16 protein-coding genes are annotated in these 17,410 nt (G+C 43.4%); 4 read left to right on the top strand and 12 right to left on the bottom strand.

What is annotated here, in order from left to right; translation table 11 throughout:
- Positions 1-92: 92 nt before the first annotated feature.
- The 4 genes from AC1DOV_RS00080 to AC1DOV_RS00065 form a co-directional block, all read right to left on the bottom strand.
- Positions 93-1,031 (bottom strand): GNAT family N-acetyltransferase, encoded by a 939-nt coding sequence (locus AC1DOV_RS00080; protein ID WP_441881189.1) that lies wholly within the window; start codon positions 1,029-1,031, stop codon positions 93-95.
- 489 nt (positions 1,032-1,520) lie between these two features.
- On the bottom strand, positions 1,521-1,898 hold the full coding sequence (locus AC1DOV_RS00075) for a DUF3221 domain-containing protein (protein ID WP_477512474.1): 378 nt from the start codon (positions 1,896-1,898) through the stop codon (positions 1,521-1,523).
- A 436-nt stretch (positions 1,899-2,334) separates the two neighbouring features.
- Positions 2,335-3,708 carry a hypothetical protein gene (locus AC1DOV_RS00070; protein ID WP_477548835.1) on the bottom strand — a complete coding sequence of 458 codons (1,374 nt, stop codon included), beginning with the start codon at positions 3,706-3,708 and terminating at the stop codon, positions 2,335-2,337.
- 72 nt (positions 3,709-3,780) lie between these two features.
- Positions 3,781-4,248 carry a hypothetical protein gene (locus AC1DOV_RS00065; RefSeq protein WP_477548834.1) on the bottom strand — a complete coding sequence of 156 codons (468 nt, stop codon included), beginning with the start codon at positions 4,246-4,248 and terminating at the stop codon, positions 3,781-3,783.
- A gap of 388 nt (positions 4,249-4,636) precedes the next feature.
- On the opposite strand from AC1DOV_RS00065, the gene AC1DOV_RS00060 reads away from it, so the two are divergent.
- From AC1DOV_RS00060 to AC1DOV_RS00045, 4 genes are read left to right on the top strand one after another with little or no spacing between them, the layout of a single operon-like run.
- Positions 4,637-4,954: an ArsR/SmtB family transcription factor gene (locus AC1DOV_RS00060; protein WP_430056135.1), complete on the top strand. Its 318-nt coding sequence runs from the start codon at positions 4,637-4,639 to the stop codon at positions 4,952-4,954.
- Positions 4,954-5,088 carry a hypothetical protein gene (locus AC1DOV_RS00055; protein ID WP_477548833.1) on the top strand — a complete coding sequence of 45 codons (135 nt, stop codon included), beginning with the start codon at positions 4,954-4,956 and terminating at the stop codon, positions 5,086-5,088. Before AC1DOV_RS00060 ends, AC1DOV_RS00055 begins: the two co-directional genes overlap by 1 nt.
- Positions 5,063-6,379: an alpha/beta fold hydrolase gene (locus AC1DOV_RS00050; protein ID WP_477548832.1), complete on the top strand. Its 1,317-nt coding sequence runs from the start codon at positions 5,063-5,065 to the stop codon at positions 6,377-6,379. The genes AC1DOV_RS00055 and AC1DOV_RS00050 overlap by 26 nt, the downstream gene beginning before the upstream one ends.
- Positions 6,376-7,074, top strand: a complete 699-nt coding sequence (locus AC1DOV_RS00045) for a DUF998 domain-containing protein (RefSeq protein WP_477548831.1) — start codon at positions 6,376-6,378, stop codon at positions 7,072-7,074. The genes AC1DOV_RS00050 and AC1DOV_RS00045 overlap by 4 nt, the downstream gene beginning before the upstream one ends.
- A 182-nt stretch (positions 7,075-7,256) precedes the next feature.
- On the opposite strand, the gene AC1DOV_RS00040 is transcribed toward AC1DOV_RS00045, so the two are convergent.
- The 8 genes from AC1DOV_RS00040 to AC1DOV_RS00005 form a co-directional block, all read right to left on the bottom strand.
- A complete protein-coding gene (locus AC1DOV_RS00040) occupies positions 7,257-8,144 on the bottom strand; it encodes a carbohydrate ABC transporter permease (protein ID WP_076270717.1) in 888 nt (295 codons plus the stop codon).
- Between the two features lie 14 nt (positions 8,145-8,158).
- On the bottom strand, positions 8,159-9,049 hold the full coding sequence (locus AC1DOV_RS00035; protein ID WP_076270718.1) for an ABC transporter permease: 891 nt from the start codon (positions 9,047-9,049) through the stop codon (positions 8,159-8,161).
- 89 nt (positions 9,050-9,138) lie between these two features.
- Positions 9,139-10,857: an extracellular solute-binding protein gene (locus tag AC1DOV_RS00030; RefSeq protein WP_477548830.1), complete on the bottom strand. Its 1,719-nt coding sequence runs from the start codon at positions 10,855-10,857 to the stop codon at positions 9,139-9,141.
- 167 nt (positions 10,858-11,024) lie between these two features.
- A complete protein-coding gene (locus AC1DOV_RS00025) occupies positions 11,025-12,089 on the bottom strand; it encodes a helix-turn-helix domain-containing protein (protein ID WP_477548829.1) in 1,065 nt (354 codons plus the stop codon).
- Positions 12,086-13,852, bottom strand: coding sequence for a sensor histidine kinase (locus tag AC1DOV_RS00020; RefSeq protein ID WP_477548828.1), 1,767 nt, complete (start codon positions 13,850-13,852; stop codon positions 12,086-12,088). The genes AC1DOV_RS00025 and AC1DOV_RS00020 overlap by 4 nt, the downstream gene beginning before the upstream one ends.
- 226 nt (positions 13,853-14,078) lie before the next feature.
- Positions 14,079-15,299, bottom strand: a complete 1,221-nt coding sequence (locus tag AC1DOV_RS00015) for an amidohydrolase (RefSeq protein ID WP_477548827.1) — start codon at positions 15,297-15,299, stop codon at positions 14,079-14,081.
- A 412-nt stretch (positions 15,300-15,711) separates the two neighbouring features.
- Complete coding sequence (locus AC1DOV_RS00010; protein ID WP_339206070.1) at positions 15,712-15,924, bottom strand: TM2 domain-containing protein; 213 nt, start codon at positions 15,922-15,924, stop codon at positions 15,712-15,714.
- Positions 15,925-16,285: 361 nt separating this feature from the next.
- On the bottom strand, positions 16,286-17,410 hold a 1,125-nt coding region (locus AC1DOV_RS00005), incomplete at its 5' end, for an S-layer homology domain-containing protein (RefSeq protein ID WP_477548826.1).

The following is a 17,410-nucleotide window of genomic DNA, read 5'->3' as shown; positions in this document are numbered from 1 at the left end:
GGTATGACATTCACCACAAAATACCATACCATACATTTCAAGTATTTACTTTAAAAAATCAGAAAAATCGAAACAATCAAACGGTCACCCCGCTATGGTTGCGCAGGTATATACATATTTTGTATCTCCTGTACTCCGGGCACGAACCCGAGATTAAAATAAACAGATTCTGCATCATTACCTTCCATCACATACAATCGTAGAATTGAATATTTATTTTTCAGCATACTCAGCGCTCTTTGCAGCATAAGTGTAGCCAGCCCTCTTCCTCTATGAGCAGGTATTACACCGATACTATATACTGCTGCCATGTTATCTTGTAGACAAAGACGACAATTGGCAATGAGCTGACCAGAGTTCTTATCATAGATTAGTGTTGAAGCCTGAACTAATATGTCATTCGAATAATTAGGATCTTCATTTGGAATAAAATCTTCTAAAGAAAACTTTTTTCTCCTTACTGCTTCAAATCCGCCTTTAAAGCTTTCATAGTCACAATGAGCAATGTCATCCTCATTGATGAATCGCTTAGCTCCCATCTCGTTTTCTTCAATTTGGGGACTTTTAATAATTAGATTATCATCCCAGATCACTTCGAAATGATCTGTAGGACGCTGCATCCAACGGCATCTGAATTCATCCGCCCAGAAGCCTGCCCTCGCAAATAATTGAACTTGATCTGGAAGAACCTCAAAAGTCTTAATTGGCTGCGTTCTGTCAGACCAATGCATTACTATTTTTTTAAGCAGCTTCAATATCTTGAATGCATCATTAAAAGGAGGAATAAAAAACAAATGGTAGATTACGTTGGGCGCCATTCTTACACCACCGATTTTATTCTCTCCCTTATAAATCCAAAATGAATTTCTTCGCGATGCTGCATAGCTTTCTTCTCTAAAAAAACCATTATATTGCATATTATAATATACAGAACAATACAATCCCCATTCTTCTGGCTCCGCCTTCCGAATAGAATATTCCTTCGATAAATCATAACTAATGGTATCCATAGACCAATTGTTTAATTGCATACTCCATACCTCCTTGTAAATTCTCAAAATAATAGAATGAAAACACGAATTACTGCCGTTTGATACCTCTCCACAAGACATCCGAGAACGACAAAAAGACCACAGATGAACATAGCTTCATCTGCAGCCTCTAATCTCCTAAGCGATCCCTATTCACAGGAATGAATTTCATTATACCTGATATAAGAATACAATTACCGCGCACATAAGTCGCGTTAGAGTAAGGGCGTATGATATTGCTATTGTTCTTAATGTACGAGTTCAGCCAAATAGCAGGTATGCAGATCATAACTGCGATCACCTCCAATTAAGCCAAACCTCATATATTCAGTTATTTTTTCAACTGATTAAGAACAACAATAATCACGACACCATTCACTCCTATCGCATGCTTATTTGCCTATATTACCAACGAGAATGCCTATTTTCAATTTACTAAATAATTATAAAAGATTTCTACCTGTATTTTATCCTACAGATAGCAAAAACTTAATGACCTATAATCTGCCTAGTGTTCTGCCTTTCTATTTTACCAGCTATAATTTGTGGGGGATAAGATTGCATTACAACATATTCACCATTATCATTCGTTTTGGGAGTTACATTAACTGATTCACCTATCGCCAGCTCGTTGTAGAGCAGAGTATCCTCAACAATATAATTTATTAATTCAATATCATTCTTTTTAAATGTTTCAAAGTCCATACTTTCTGCATCTTTCCAAGAGATGTCCTTCGCTACTAAGATTTTTTGCTCTTCCTTTGCAATAATGTAATTCCCCTTTTTGTCGTCTGACGAGGAACTGCAACCAGCAAATACACATACGAAAATTGCTAAGGCTACTCCTAATACTAACTTTTTCAACATTTTCACCCCTATTCAGTATAACCTTTAGACGAAAATGCAAGTGAAATGTTACGAACGAATACAATTTCAAGCTTTTGTTTCCGCTGATTTATCAATACGTCATCATATTTCATACTTAATCACTATTGCCACTCGGTTCAACATTCATGTTGTATCCCTTTTAAACCACCATGATGATTCACTATTTCTTCTAGTCCTTCGACCGTCTCTCCGAAAAAACTTTGCTCGCTTTCGATTTCAAAACGGAATCAACCCATTTCGTAGCAACTTATTTCAGTTCTTTTAATTAGCCTGCTAGTAAGCTTCATATAAAATGAGAGCAGGTTCCGCAGCGCCTGCTCATTAATATGTTCTATTCAACTAGCGTTACCCACCCTCGTAATAAAAAAATCATTTAAAGGCTAAGTTCTTTCTCTTAACATTTTATCTTTAACATCTACCAAGCTGATGCGTTCATTCTGGCAATCTCATCGGTTAGTCCCAGTATGGTCATTTCTTCTACCATTACTTTTTCGACTTCCTCGCTATGAAAGCCCTTTGCGTTAAATGTACGTATCAATGCTAGTTTGCCAGCATAGGTAGCCCGCTTTAAATAACCCTGTAATTCTTCAGCTTCCAAATCATCATCCACCAGAAGTGTTTCGTGTTGCTGACCTTTATCTCCAGGATGTACATTGGTTACCCCTAGTCCATCAGGAGTAGCGACAACGATTCGTTTTTCCCTCGCTGCTTTCACTCGATCAAGGTATGTATATGGATGATCGATTTTTGGTAGGTTTAGCGCATCTACCAGTCTGGACATGACCTTACGGCGATTTGCTTGATCTTCCTCGGTTGGTGCCCATTCATATTGCGCTTCTTCTTCCTCTTGTAAGTAGTTTTGGTAGGCCTCATCACTTTCAAACGACATATATATAAAAGTACTGTCAATAGCAATTACGCTCAAAAACTCCCTAATATTGTTGGCAATGACTTCTCCAGCTTCATCCCCACCCATTGGAGAAACTCTTACAATAGGGGCATTATTTAAATCCGGGACAGATCCAAATTCCGTTAAGAAGCCGTAGTGTTCGCCATCTCCACCCGTCCACCCAAACGAAATGATATCCCAAGGAGTATTCCCATACTCGCTCTGGTAATAACCGCCGTAAAAGCCGAGCTCGTCCCATAACGACAGTCCTTCTTCTTCAAGTTCCTTATCCAAGGAGTACAGGTCGCTGAATATATCCAGATCAGAATATTTTCCGTAATTGATCTGCTCACTTTCTTCTGCACTCATTGTATTCTCTGCTACAGTTTCTTGCTTCGCTTGCCATGCGAGCAATTCCTCCCTGTCTTCATCTGTGACCTCGCCAGGGTTTGGAGATGTCGTAATCATAACTTTACCTGTCCCAGCATTAAAAACAATTTCTGAATCTGTTAAACCACTTAATCGTTTGGAGTGAATATAAATATGCCCATCAACTAGTCGAAGCGTATCTTCCCACTCATCATGCATATAGGTCGTACCACTTCCATTTAATGTTTTGTAAGAGATAGCTAATGATCCATCTTTTTCTTGATTATAAGTCCAACCCATGGCAGTAAGTACCGAATCAAGAGGAAGATACAATCTTCGTCCCTCTATAAAAGGTTTGTTAGTAATAAGAATTTCATTCCCATCAACGTAAATATCCACTTGCTTTCCTGCCTTCTGTATATTCTCAGGGGGATTGGGTCTATCGCCACATCCACTCAGTATGCCCACGATTATGTTAAGGACAACTACCACTAATACTAGTTTCTTGACCGTCATTTCTTCTGTTCGCACATACTAATCCCCTTAGAAACGATCTCTTTTTCTATATTTTCGTCAGATAGTTAGATTATTCTGCCTGTTAGCTTAATCGTAAATTTTTCTGAGATGAGAGCTATATTGCGCTTCCTCAAAAGTCATAATAGGGATCTCATCAAGCCAATTAACTTTTGAACCAATTCCTTCGCATCCCAGAAGCATATCTTCCCTTGTACTCATATCAATACCAAGTTTCTTCCAGATAATGTACCCATCCGCTTTAATTACATTTGCAACAATTACTGTACACGTTAAATCGCAATCATCTGGGCACATTAGTACTGGCAAAACAACCTCTTTGCTTACTGAATTGAACCTTTCTTTAATACATTCTTTCTCTTTCAAATCGTAGACCCATTCAATAATTGTTGGGACCATGCCTAGAAGGTTATTTGAAGGATAGTAATTATGAAGCAATAAATCCAGAGGAGTACCATCAATGACAATAGTGTGATGTTCAACTTTACAATACTCACTCTTCATCGTTACGACTTCAATTTTATTTACCAGTTCCATTGTTTAGACACCTCACTTTGAACAATTACCACAAAATAATACACTACGATTTGCTCCGCTAACCTATCCGTTAGTTCAAACGACCTCCTATTTTAAAATCGCAGATGGGATAGGCGGTGCAAACTCATATCACCAGCCACGAGTATATCTCTTGTTTTTAAACCCCGATTCAAAACATGCAACGTTAAATAATTCGCTTTGGTGACTTCAATATCCTTCCAGTTAAAATGCTATCTCCTCCAATATAAATCTCCAATAGTGTAACGGTAGATTGAATTATTCGACATGTATTACGACTTACCAACCAATGTATGAGTTTTTAAATTTATTATATACGTTGACACGCATATACACTTAAGTATATATTGAATGCATGAACACAAACACTATGCAATTAACATTACTTACACTCGCCGAGCCGAACCGCTTTAACATTGTTGAGTTATTAAAAAAAGCACCACGATCGGTGAGCGAGATCGTCCAAGCGCTCAATATCGGTCAACCGCAAGTGTCTCGCCATCTACGAATTTTGAGCGAGGCTGGGTTGGTGCGCTCCCGCAACAAGGCACAACAGCGAATATATAGCCTCGAAGCAAAGCCCTTTCAGGATCTGGATGCGTGGTTTGACTCATTTAGTATCCTTTGGGAAGAGCGTCTCGATCATTTTGAGGATTATATGCTCGACTACAAAAAAAAGGAGGATTAATGCTAGCCTTTTATCTCAAGCGTTATCGCAGCAATGTTCGAAATCACCAAACCATTTGGAATAATCGATTTGACGCACTAGAAAATGATCTAAAAAGGATGAATGAAGATGCGATCAAAAACAAAAATCCATAAAAACCGGGAACTTCGTGAGCTTACCATCGAACGGATATTAGCATTGCCTCCCAAGCTTGCTTGGGAGGGTTGGACAAAACCGGAACATATTACGCGTTGGTGGGGTCCTAAATTATGGACAACCACCGTCTTTGAAATGGATGTAAGACCCGGCGGTATTTGGCGTTATAGTCTCAAATTAGATGACATTATCGGGGAAGAGGCTTTCTGCAAAGCTGTTTACCAAGAGGTTACTGAACCCTTTACACTAGTATATACCGACTCGTTTACCGACAAAGACTGGAATGTCGTAGAGAACAGCGAGATGCTAACGACTGTTCAATTCGAGCAAACAACAAATGGCACAAAGCTTAGTATTGTCACACGATTCGCAAGTGCCGAGGAATTGGAAAATGCCGAAGCAATGGGTATGATTGAAGGCTTCAATGATGCATTTGACCGACTTGAAGAATACTTAGAAACGTCGACGGGAGGAATTATGGATACAGTTACTTCAAAGGATGGAACAAAGATCGCATATGAAAAGCTAGGAAATGGACCTGCCGTTATCCTAATATCACCGGCCGTGGCCGACCATAGCGATGCAGCCCAGCTTGCCCAGCTGCTTGCAACTCATTACACCGTTTACAACTATGATCGCCGTGGTCGCGGTCAAAGCTCTGATGTCTCGCCTTATTCCGTCCAACGCGAAGTCGAGGATATTGAGGCTCTAATCCATAAGGCCGGCGGCAATGCTTGCCTGTTTGGAAGCTCGTCCGGCGCTGTGTTAGCCCTTGAAGCAGCGAGTCGATTAGGAGACCAGGTGTCGAAGCTGTATCTTTACGAACCACCGTTCATTATTAATGACAGCCGTAAACCCTTGCCTACAGAATATGTTCACCATTTGAACACGCTAAACCAAGCAGGCAGACGCAGCGAAGCGGTCGAATACTTCATGTCGGAGGCTCTCGGTATTCCAGAAGAATATATTGGCTACATGAAAGCCGATCCTTCTTGGCAGGCGATGGAAAGCACGTCTCACACAATCGCCTATGATGGCATGATTATGGGTGACACGCAATCCGGCAAACCGCTTCCAACCGACCGATGGAAAGTAAATGTTCCCACGTTAATTATGACAGGCGAGAACAGCGAACCGCTCTTTCACGAGTCAGCCAAAGCACTTACCGAACTGCTGCCTTTTGTTGAATCCCAAACGCTGCCCGGACAGGATCATTCGGCAGTCGTGATGGCTCCGAGCATTCTAGTGAAGACGATTGTCGATTATGACATCGTCCGAGAAGAAAAATGACGAGATTATTGCCATTAGAGAATACGAAATCAGCTAAACCACTATTGATTGCAAAACCTATATCCGCGATGTCATCTAATGCCGCACGATTTTCTATTGTCTCTGGATTACTCTTCGTCTTGATCCTGGGTTGCCTACACCTCTTAGAGCCTGAATTCGATCCGACTTGGCGTTTTATCAGCGAGTACGCATTAGGTAACTTCGGCTGGATGATGCATTTTGCATTTATATTGCTCGCTGTAAGTCTCATAAGCGCCGGAATTGCAATCTTCTCACAAATTCGTAGCGTCTTGGGATATATCGGGCTCGTTATCCTTGGACTAAGTGTCTCAGGTATCTTAATAGCAGGCATTTTTGTGACCGACCCTATATCGGTGAGTCCGGATGCTGCAACGTTCAGCGGTAAAATGCATGCCATTGGCGCCACGCTCGACTATTCGCCTGTCGCCGCTCTCTTAATCAGCTTTGCATTGGTACGCAATGAAGCTTGGAGGCCCATTCGCGGACGACTGTTAACCACCAGCGGAATTATGTTTGTTTTAATGGCGCTATTTATAATTCAAATTCCGCAAGATGGACAGTTCACTCCTGACGTACTTGCAGGTTTATTCGGACGATTCTTAATCGTATCCTACCTTGGGTGGCTTTTGGTCGTCGGGCTTCACGTGCTCAAGCTTCGCAAGCAGAGCTTATAAAAACAGATTTGCCCTACTAGCATGAACAGAAAAATCAAAAAATCCGACCACACGAGGTCGGATTTTTTCATGGTATTGGTGGCGAACCATGGCTGTGCAAAGCCATAATTCGCCGAAGTGTGCTGCTCAAACTGTTTGATGAGTGGAATGAACAGTGGCACGTCCTCCTCACAGGCACAGCCTTACTCTTTTACCGCGCCCAGCATAATACCGGAAACAAAGTACTTTTGCAGGAAAGGATATACGATCAGCATTGGTACCATAGCTATAAAAACCTTGGCCGCATTTAGCGTTCGATTAGACAGCTCGGACAGCTTCTTATATTGTTCAGGAGTCAGATTGGTGCCAACTGGAATGTTTACGACCAGCTGCTGGATATAGGTTTGAAGCGGATATTTAGCCGCAGTGTTCATTAGCACTAACCCGTTAAAAAACTCGTTCCAATGATAAACGCTAAGGAACAACGCTACTGCAGCAAGTACAGGAAAGGAGCATGGAATATATACCCGAAACAGCACTGACCAAGGACCAGCACCGTCGACTACCGCCGCCTCATTCAGCTCCTTCGGCAAATTGCGGAAGAAGTTCATAATCAGGATCACGTCGAATACCGGCACTCCTCCGCCAAGTACTAACGCCCAAATCGAATCGATCAAATGATAGTTTTGAATAGTGAGATACCACGGAATCAAGCCCCCGTTAAACAGCATGCAAAAGACAAGAATCCACATAAAGGTATTGCGCATTTTAAAATCCCTCTTAGGCCTTGCCAGTGGGTAAGCCATTAATACCGTCATCAGCAAGGCAAAACCTGTACCGAGCACGGTGCGCTGAATGGAAATCCAGAACGCGTTAAAGAAGAGGGCGTCATTAATAATTTCCTTATACGGCGTCAAGGAGAAGCCAATGGGATAAAGCGTAACCAAGCCTGCATTAGCAGCGGATTTTTCGGAAATCGATACACAGAAGGTGTACCAAAGCGGGTAAATACAGCTAATAAGCAAAAGGCCGAGGACGACGATATTGGCAATTTCAAACGTCCGTGAGCCTAACGTTGTATTTCTGACCAATGCAGCGCCCTCCCTCAGAATACCGTGTAATCGGCATAGCGATACGCCAGACGATAGGATATGAATATCAGCACAAAGCTAATGACCGACTTGAACAAACCTGCCGCCGTCGCGAGCGAGAATTGAAGATTTTGCAAACCCAGTCGGTACACCCATGTATCCAAAATATCTCCAGTTGAATACACAAGCGGGTTATAAAGGTTATACACTTGATCGAATCCGGCGTTCAGCACGTTGCCTAGACTTAAGACGCCCAGCAAGACAACCGTGGTTGACAGTGCAGGCAGCGTGACGTGCCTAATCAACTGCCAGCGATTGGCACCGTCAATGGCGGCCGCCTCATATAGATTGAGATTAATGCCTGTTAACGCCGCAAGATATATAATTGCGTTAAAGCCAAATTCCTTCCACACATCAGTACCGATGATGAGCTGCCGGAAAATCCCCGCATCCGCCATAAATAGTTTAGGATCGAAGCCGAACATTCCAAAAACCGTATTAACAACGCCATAATAGCCAAAAATTCCGATTACAATCGTTGACATAATAACCCACGATAGAAAGTGCGGCAGGTAAACGACAGTCTGCACCAGCTTTTTGTAGCGCATGCTGCGAAGCTCGTTCAGCAATATGGCAAAGATGAGCGGAATGAGCAGATTAAGCACGATTTTGCCGATTGCGATGATAAAGGTATTAACAATAACCGTCTTGCTGTCATTAAGCTGAAACATATACTTGAAGTTTTCGAGCCCCACCCACTCGGATTTAAGCAGCCCCGCTCCCGGATTGAAATCCTGAAAGGCCATCAGAATTCCAAACATAGGCACAATACTGAACATCACAAGCCAGACCATACCCGGCAACAGCATCAAATAATAGTGTTTCTGATGGCCTAATTTTCTCACTAAGGCTAGCCTCCCGTCTCCCTATCAGGATAACAAAGCTTGCAAAAGGCACTTAAAACCGACAGCGCCTTCTGCAAGAGTATGCTCGGTTACTTCTTCAAAAGCTCGGCGACTTCCGCTGTGATCTCATCTCCGCCTTGAGACTTCCAGTCCTTCACGAATTTATCGAAAGAGTCGATGGACGCTTGGCCAAGGATGATTTTCATAACGGTCTCATCCTCCATCTTCTTCAGGTTAGCCCATTTCGTTTCCATCGTTGAAGTTTGGTTATAGGTAACGCTAAAGATCTTTTTATCAATTGGAATTGTTGTGAACGGACGATCACCAATCATGATGGAGTACAAGCGCTGGAAGTCTCCGAAGTTAGCTGTACTGAAGTTGCTGACATTTAGATCGTCGTACGGAGGCTTAATGACGTCTTTTACCTTTTTCGCATCCGCATACATCAGCTTGTACAAGCTGTTCGGCTTATTATAATCCTCTGGATTGGTCTCGCCTTTCAGTACTTTCAGAAGCTCTGCATACTCATATTCCGTCTCATTGGCCGCGGCCATAACGTTGCGAAGCGGATACCAAGCTACATTAACCGACAAATTAAAGGTCGCTTCATCACGTACAAGCGCATTGTTCATGATCATAATGGCTTTGACGACATCCGGTTTGGCATTTTTGCTAATAACAGTGTAGGTGCTGCCCGTCGTTTTCATATGCACATTCCATTTGTTATCGTCAGAATAGACCGGATAGGCCTGCCAGTTAGCCGTCGGATCGTTTTTGAAGGAGTCCCCGTTGCCATAGCCGCCATTCCACCATGGACCGAAGAAAATCCCCGCCTGATTGGCATTAATCGGATCCCCTACGTTGTCACGGGTACCTACTTCAGGATCAATAAGCCCTTTTTTGTACCAGTCAGCCAGCAAAGCCAACGTTTTTTTCGTATTGTCTGTCGTCGTTCCGTATGTTACCGATCCGTCACCATTGTCAAGCCAGTAGCCCGGATACGCATCCATCGCGCCAAAAATCGGATCGAATCCTCCCATATTGTTAGAGGAGACGAGGAAGGTAGAATAAGGGAACGTATTTTTGGAAGGACCGGCAATACCAATCATTTTGTCCCCGCCTAGCTTGCTATCAACAAACGCTTTCGCCGTCTTTTCGACATCGGACACCGTCTTCGGCACCGGGAGCTGCAGCTTATCAAGCCAGTCCTTGCGAATCCACAAGACATGAACGCCGTCGGTATCCACCGTAATGTTCGGGAGCGAAACCATCTTGCCCTTGTAGCTGGCATTTTCCAATGCACGGCCATCAGTGCTTGCCATAATATCCTTCACCTGTGAAGACTGATATTGCTGGAAGATGTCGGTGATATCATACAACAGTCCCGAGCTCGCCGCTTTGGTCATGAAGGAGCGGTCGTCAACGACCATACCGTCTGGCAGTTTGCCCGATGCGATCGTCAAGCTGACCTTCTGCTTAAAATCGTTGCCGGTGGCTGCGGTCCAATCTACAATCACGTTGATGTTGTACTTTTCCTTAAGGTAGCGCGTGTACTGGTTGTTGCTTACACTGTCGCCTTCCGGCAGCGTTTTATCTGTCGGATCCACCACCATGCCGATGTGGACATCAACAGGGTTCGGAAATTTGGAGAAGGCCAGGTCATCTCCTGATAGTGCTGGGCTTGCAGAGTTTGAGTCTGGATTTGAAGACGCTTTCAAATTATTCGATGAATTGTTGGAAGAAGAACATGCTGTCAAACTTAGGGCAAGTAATACGACGGAAAGCATCAATGCCATATTCTTTTTCATCTAATCCCTCCTCAAAAGAATGGCCAAGCAATTCTTACTTCGTAAGCAACTGCTTAGTTTCTTGCCTTCTCATTGTACATTGGAAGTTAGGAAAAAAAGTCAGACAGATGTGCCGTGTTTTGCGCCAGATACAAGGCCAAGGCAGATATTTGTTCGATCCGTTGTAGTCATTCCTCCCCCTTGTGGAACTGGGCTCGAAATTCGGAGGGTAAAAGACGGGTCTGTTCATGGAACAGCTGGGAGAAATATTTGGAGTCGTTATAGCCTACGGCATGAGCAACCCAGGCGATCGACTGATTGGTTTCGCACAGCAGACGCTCTGCCGCTCTTATCCGCTCTTGTCTTAAGTATTCATTAAACGTTGAGCCCGTCAGCTTCTTAAAGCATTGGCTAAAATAACTTCGGCTCATGTGCACATGATCAGCGACGTCCTCGGCATGCAGCGTATTTGAAGCCTTCTCGCAAATAAATAACACAGCCTTTAGGATGCTGGTTGTCGTATTGGTAAAATCGGAGGATGAAGCAACCTGCGCATAAACACGTTTCCTGTAATCGCGCATCCATTCAACCGCAGACCGGATGTCATCAGCATCAGACCGGAGCTCTGCAGCGAGTAGAATAACGGGCTCGATCTGTGACAGCACACGCATAAATAACCCTTCCAGACGGCGAAAAGAAACCTTAGCTTCTATGGTCTGTTTACATAACCGCTGAAAAACCGATTCATTATAGAGCCAGTAGTGTGAGCGCCACTCCTGCTCCAGCCTGCACCACTCTTCTTCCTCCAGGTTTTGCTCAGGGCCATGCGTAGGCGCTGGTTGCGCAGGAGTCTTGGCAGAAAGAGGTTTCATTTCTCCTGTCATTTTCTGCTGGATTCGTTTCAATATTTGCTCATCATCCTCTGATTCCAGGCGTACCTTGGAAATATAATCGAGCACACCCATGCGATAAGCCGTTTGCACAATCTCAAACTCTTCGTGAAAAGATAAAATAACGGAACGCAGGTCCGGAAATCTTTGCCGTGTGACTTGAAGCAGCTCCATACCTGACATGACAGGCATCGAGAGATCTACGAATATGAGGTCCACCTCATAACTTTCCATAAACTCCAGCGCCTTCGCGCCGTTCGCCGCTTCTCCTACAACAACCATATCATGATTGGACCAAGGCATAATCGAAATCAAACCTTTGCGCGCTAGCTTGTCATCGTCAACAATTAATACACGAATCAAATCGCTCTCTCCTTTCTATGATGGAGAAAAGGAAGGGTTAAAGTAACCGTTGTGCCTTGATTTGGAGTGCTTTCTATACTCATACGAGCTTTATAGCCATAAGATGATTCCAGCATAGACCTGACATAACGAAGTCCAATTCCCCAACCCGTCTGCTGCTGATCCGGCGTGTCGCGCTGCAGCAAAGCAAGCGTCTCATGGCTGAGCCCTTTGCCATCATCACGGATTATAATGCGCACCATCTGTGCCTTTTCATCAGCCGAAATGTTGATCTCCAGCTTGCCGTTATCATCAAGGCCATGACAGACGGCATTTTCCACAATGGGCTGCAGAATGAACCTCGCGACAGGACTATCGAGATAAACCCCTTCCGCAATATTCAGATTCACCTCAAAATCATGCCTCATCTGCTGCAATTCCAGATAGGTTCGCATGACCTCTATTTCCGATCTGAAGGTAGCCGTATCCTCTGATTTACCCAAGTTATAGTTCAGCAAAAAAATTAACGATGAAACAAACTTCTCAATCTCCGCCTGCTTATGCATAACCGCCAGCCACCGTACCGAATTGAGCGTATTCATCAGAAAATGCGGGTTGATTTGATAGGCTAGCTTCTCTATCTCCAGCTGATGACGGCGCTTTTCCTTTTGCTCCACGTCCATAATCAGCTGCTGAATTTGTCGCTTCATAATATTGAATTGATCGAGTAGCCGGTCGAATTCATCGATCCCCGTATGATATTGGCTGGTACCCATATATCCCTTGCCAAACGTCCTCATTTCCTTCTCGATTAGTCGAAATGGCTTGTTAATGATCCTTCGCAATAATAGTGTGAGCATAAACATCATTAGAAGAGCAATGGCGAGAATCCAGTACATATGATTTTTCCACGTATAGAGCTCGTGATTGTAGAAGGAGACAGGAAGCAGCAACGTAATGCCGTAGCCGTAATCACCAGTCATTCGGTTCCATACATAACCGCCCGTCACTCCCGATTGCCCGCTTAGACTGAGACGCTGGCCAGCACTAAAAGCAGTTGAATTACTGCTATAAGTCACCAAACCCGCCGTATCGGTGAAAACAAGCATATAGGGCATACTCAAACTTTCTGTAAGCGAATTCATAACGGTGGAGATATCCGACTTTGCTTCCACATAAACAACTAATTTCGTTCCGTCTGAAAATTCAACCTCTCTTGTCACCGACATAACCAAATCATCGCTGAATCGGCATAGTGATTTATGCGGGGACTGGTATTTCAGCTCCCCGGTACCGGCGACACTCGGTAAAGATTGCAGCGTAAAGTCACCGCGCAGCGGCAAATTCGAATAAGAAGCATTTCCGCTTGCGGGATTATAATACATCACCAGCTCCATAGCCGGATTCGAAAAAGTAATTAATCCAATGTTGTAGGCGATATCGCGTGAGAGAAGACGCTGACTATACGTGTCCGCGGTGGAGATATACGTCTCCATCAGGTTGCCAACCGTACCTTCCGGTGTCATCTGCTGTGTAACTTGTAGCAAGTTACTGTACATCTGATTCAACTTTGTCGTTTGCTGGTATAGATCAAAAGCCATAGAAGTCTTGATTTTATCGCGCTGCATCGTGTAGATCGCATTATAGGAAACAGACGCCATTAAGATGGCATATCCTACAAATCCAACGGTCAGAAACACCATGATTCGTTTGCGAAGAGAGGTGAAAACAAACCGATTGCGCAGCATAGACACGAAGCTTATTTTCCTACTTGTAGACTTCATAGAGCGATTACCGTCCACCTCCATCACCTCACAACAAGTATGAATCATTATTCGCTGTTTTACAGGTTTATCCTTCCTTGTGGGGAGAGCGCTGTGTTGCACAGACACATAGCGATCTGAGAAAAAGCAAAAACCCACAACCTATTGCGATTGTGGGTTTGCATGGTGGAGGTGAACCGTGGTTATACAGAACCAAAATTCGCCGTCGTATATCTCTACAATATGCCTACAACGATCCACTCACAAGCCGCCCTTGGTACCATACCGCTTGACGCGCCGCTCTTCGCGCTATCGCTTCAGCCGTGCAGCTTGCGTGCAACAGTACAAAACTCGCGTCGTCTCCGATCTTAGGCCACACCTGCTGACCTTTTGAATCAAGTGGCGTTATCCCCCCAGTAATGAAACTGATGGCTTGAGATAGTGATAATTCATCGTTATACCCATACAATTCTGCGAATCGCCCTGCTTTATCTAATTGATCTCCATTCCCGAAGGGAGACCAGTGATCTGTAAGGCTATCCGTTGCCAATTTTACCGCTACTCCATTTTTAGTTAACATCGGGAGCGGCATCGTCATCTTGCCAATCGGAACCGTCGAAGCAACGGACATGCCAAGCGATCCCATCCGTTTAGCAACTTCCTCCGCCTCTTGTGGCTGCGCACCTGCAAACCAGAACGCATGGCTAACCGTTACTTTTCCTTGCAAACCAGCCTCTTCGGTCAGATCAACTAAACGCATCAGAGCTTGCTTGCCCGCTTCGTTTCTATCATGTAAGTGAATATCGATACCAGCATTATTCAAAACCGCTAGTTCTACGATGGTCTGCAGTGACTTCTCTATATTTCCATCCACTGAGAATGGATCTAATCCGCCAACATGAGTTGCTCCCTCTGCCAAAGATTGCTTTACGAGTTGAACAGAATCCGATAGCAGAAGCCCGTGCTGGGGGAAAGCGACAATTTCCGATGAAATTTTACCTGAGAATGTATCTAGCGCCTGCTTAGTCGCCTCTAACCGTTGCAATCCACTGGTAGGCTCGATATTACAATGGGTACGAACATGAGTAGCCCCATATCCCTGTATAAGAGTTAAGATGCTTTCGGCTTGTTGTCTTGCCATTGGAAGGAGCTTAGGCAATATTACTTTCTCTTCCTCAATCCTCTCGAAGATGCTCGATACAGGCTTTACCGCTTTCCACGGTCCATCGAAATACGTTTTATCCAAATGAATATGAGCCTCTTCGAACGAAGGCAGCATCAATAACTCTTTACAATCATATTTAACAGCATCACTTTGAATATCCCGTTCTGTCCCTATAATTTCAGCAATAGTACCGTTCTCAATTCGTATATGACAAATTTTCGTTTTCGTACCAGAGACCTGCCCATCTTCCATATCATAACCCTGTTCTAATCTTACATTCGTTAACCAATAAGAAGCGTTCAACCGATCATCTCCTGTCTTTACCCCTATTATAATCGTGTCCTCTTTATTCCCAATCTACTTCTATGGTATCACTAACCACTATTTTACGATAATTTCAATAGCGTTAGCATCCCCGCTTAGCTTGCAATTGAAACTCCAATACATATATTATGGCCGCATCGCATTTGAGTAAAGTGAATAGGGAGAAAGAATTTGCAGTTATATATCGCAAAGCTCGTAACAAAATTAACAAAACACAGCTGCGTTGTTTTATTTGTGCATGTAAAAAACACCATTCTCATGCGGATGGTGTTAATGATGGCGGAGGCGAGGGGAATGCATACCTCTTATATTCAATTTCACCCAAACGACTGAGTGAAAAAAAGGCTCTACCTTATCAGGTGGAGCCCTCTAGTTTTGTTATGTAATTAAATTATGCCGAGATTCTTCTGCCTTCACTATCCGTAAACTTTCCTACAATAATCATAATTAGGTCAATCAGCAACCAAATTCCCAATCCACCTAAAGTAATAATTTGCAAAATAGCCGTGCCTATTTTCCCGACATAAAACCGATGGATGGAAAACCCTCCCAAGAAAAAACAAAATAGTAATGCAGCTACAAATGATTTAGGACTTTTATCCAAGATACATTCCTCCAAATTATTATATGATACCCTCCTATTCTATCGACAGAAAACCCATCAAATGTTAATTTTCTAGTTGATGAGGTTTCTATGAATTTTAGGGGTCCTTTGATGCGTTCAAAGAATTGCGCAAAGTGATTTTATTGATGTAAATATGATTGGTCTGCAGCTATGGAAAGCCAATGAAAAAGAGAATAATTTTCCATAAAACAAAGCAATTCTTTATCATTCTTTCAGTCAGTAATTTAACGAGATCTGTGTCGAATTAAATTAACTCAACATAAAAAGAGCTGTCGAGACTTTCTCGACAGCCTGAGCCTGCCATACGGCAGGCTTTTTGTATGAAAGCACTATGCATTTATTATTTTAAAGCTTCCAATATTGCTTTTAGGTCCGCATTGGTTTGAAGCGTGTGTAAAATAATCGTTAATGCTTCAGCGCGAGATGATGGTTTGTTTGGCGCAAATTGTCCATTACCCGCTCCGTTAGTAATTCCTGCCGCTGCTGCTTGCTTGATTTGCTCTTTGTTCCAAGCTCCATCAATATCTGTGAAAGCAGGCGCTGAAGCTGTGTTTACAGCTTTAAGATCAATGATTTTAGAAATAATGGAAATAATTTCTCCACGGCTGATTTCTTTGTTTGGTTTAAATGTGCCATCTTCGTACCCTGAGATAATGCCGCTTTCAGTTAAAGCAGCAATTGATGCTGAAGCCCAGTGGTCGGAAACGTCACTTAGCTTATTTTTATCACCCATCGCAGAGAGGTCAAATACCTTTGCAATAATGGTAGCAAATTCGGCGCGGGTAATACTTGCGTTAGGTTGGAAGGAACCATCCTCATATCCGTTTACAATCCCCAATTTCACGAAAATATGAACGGTTGCCCCAGCCCAGTGAGATTTTGTGTCTTTGAACTCAACATCAGTAGGATTAGCTTTCGCTTCCTCTACTTTCTTGTTTAAGCTGGATATCACTTTTTCCACTTGAATCACATTTTGATCAAATTTCACTTCAGGCGTTGCTGTCGGTTTTGGTTCAGGTGTTTTTTCAGGCTTTGTTGTTGGCGCTGGAGTAGGTGTCGGATTACCATGATCGCCACCGCTGCCAGAGCTTACTTTAACCTCAACTATTTTTGTTCCAAAAACGGTACTGCCGTCAGCAGCCGTTGCTTTAACGGTAACCGTTCCTGCTGAAACACCCGTCAATACTCCGCTTTTGCTAATTGTCGCTGTGCCTGTTGCGTTTTCAACAGACCACTCGATTGATTTGTCCGTCGCATTAGCAGGAGCAACGGTCGCGTCAACGGTTAACGTCTGACCAACCAGCACGCTGGAATCACCTGTTAACGTAATCGAAGCAACAGGGACTTGGACTGCCGTAATCGTAAGGATCGTGCTGCCTACAACTCCGCTTTCATCGGCAGCTGTTGCTTGGACTGTTACTGTACCTGGATTGCCGGCAGTAAGCTCACCCGTTGTTTTATCAAT

The organism is Paenibacillus sp. 01T47 (genome assembly GCF_056398245.1).
The sequence above is the reverse complement of the archived record's forward strand: the minus strand, read 5'-3'. Positions and strand labels throughout refer to the sequence as shown.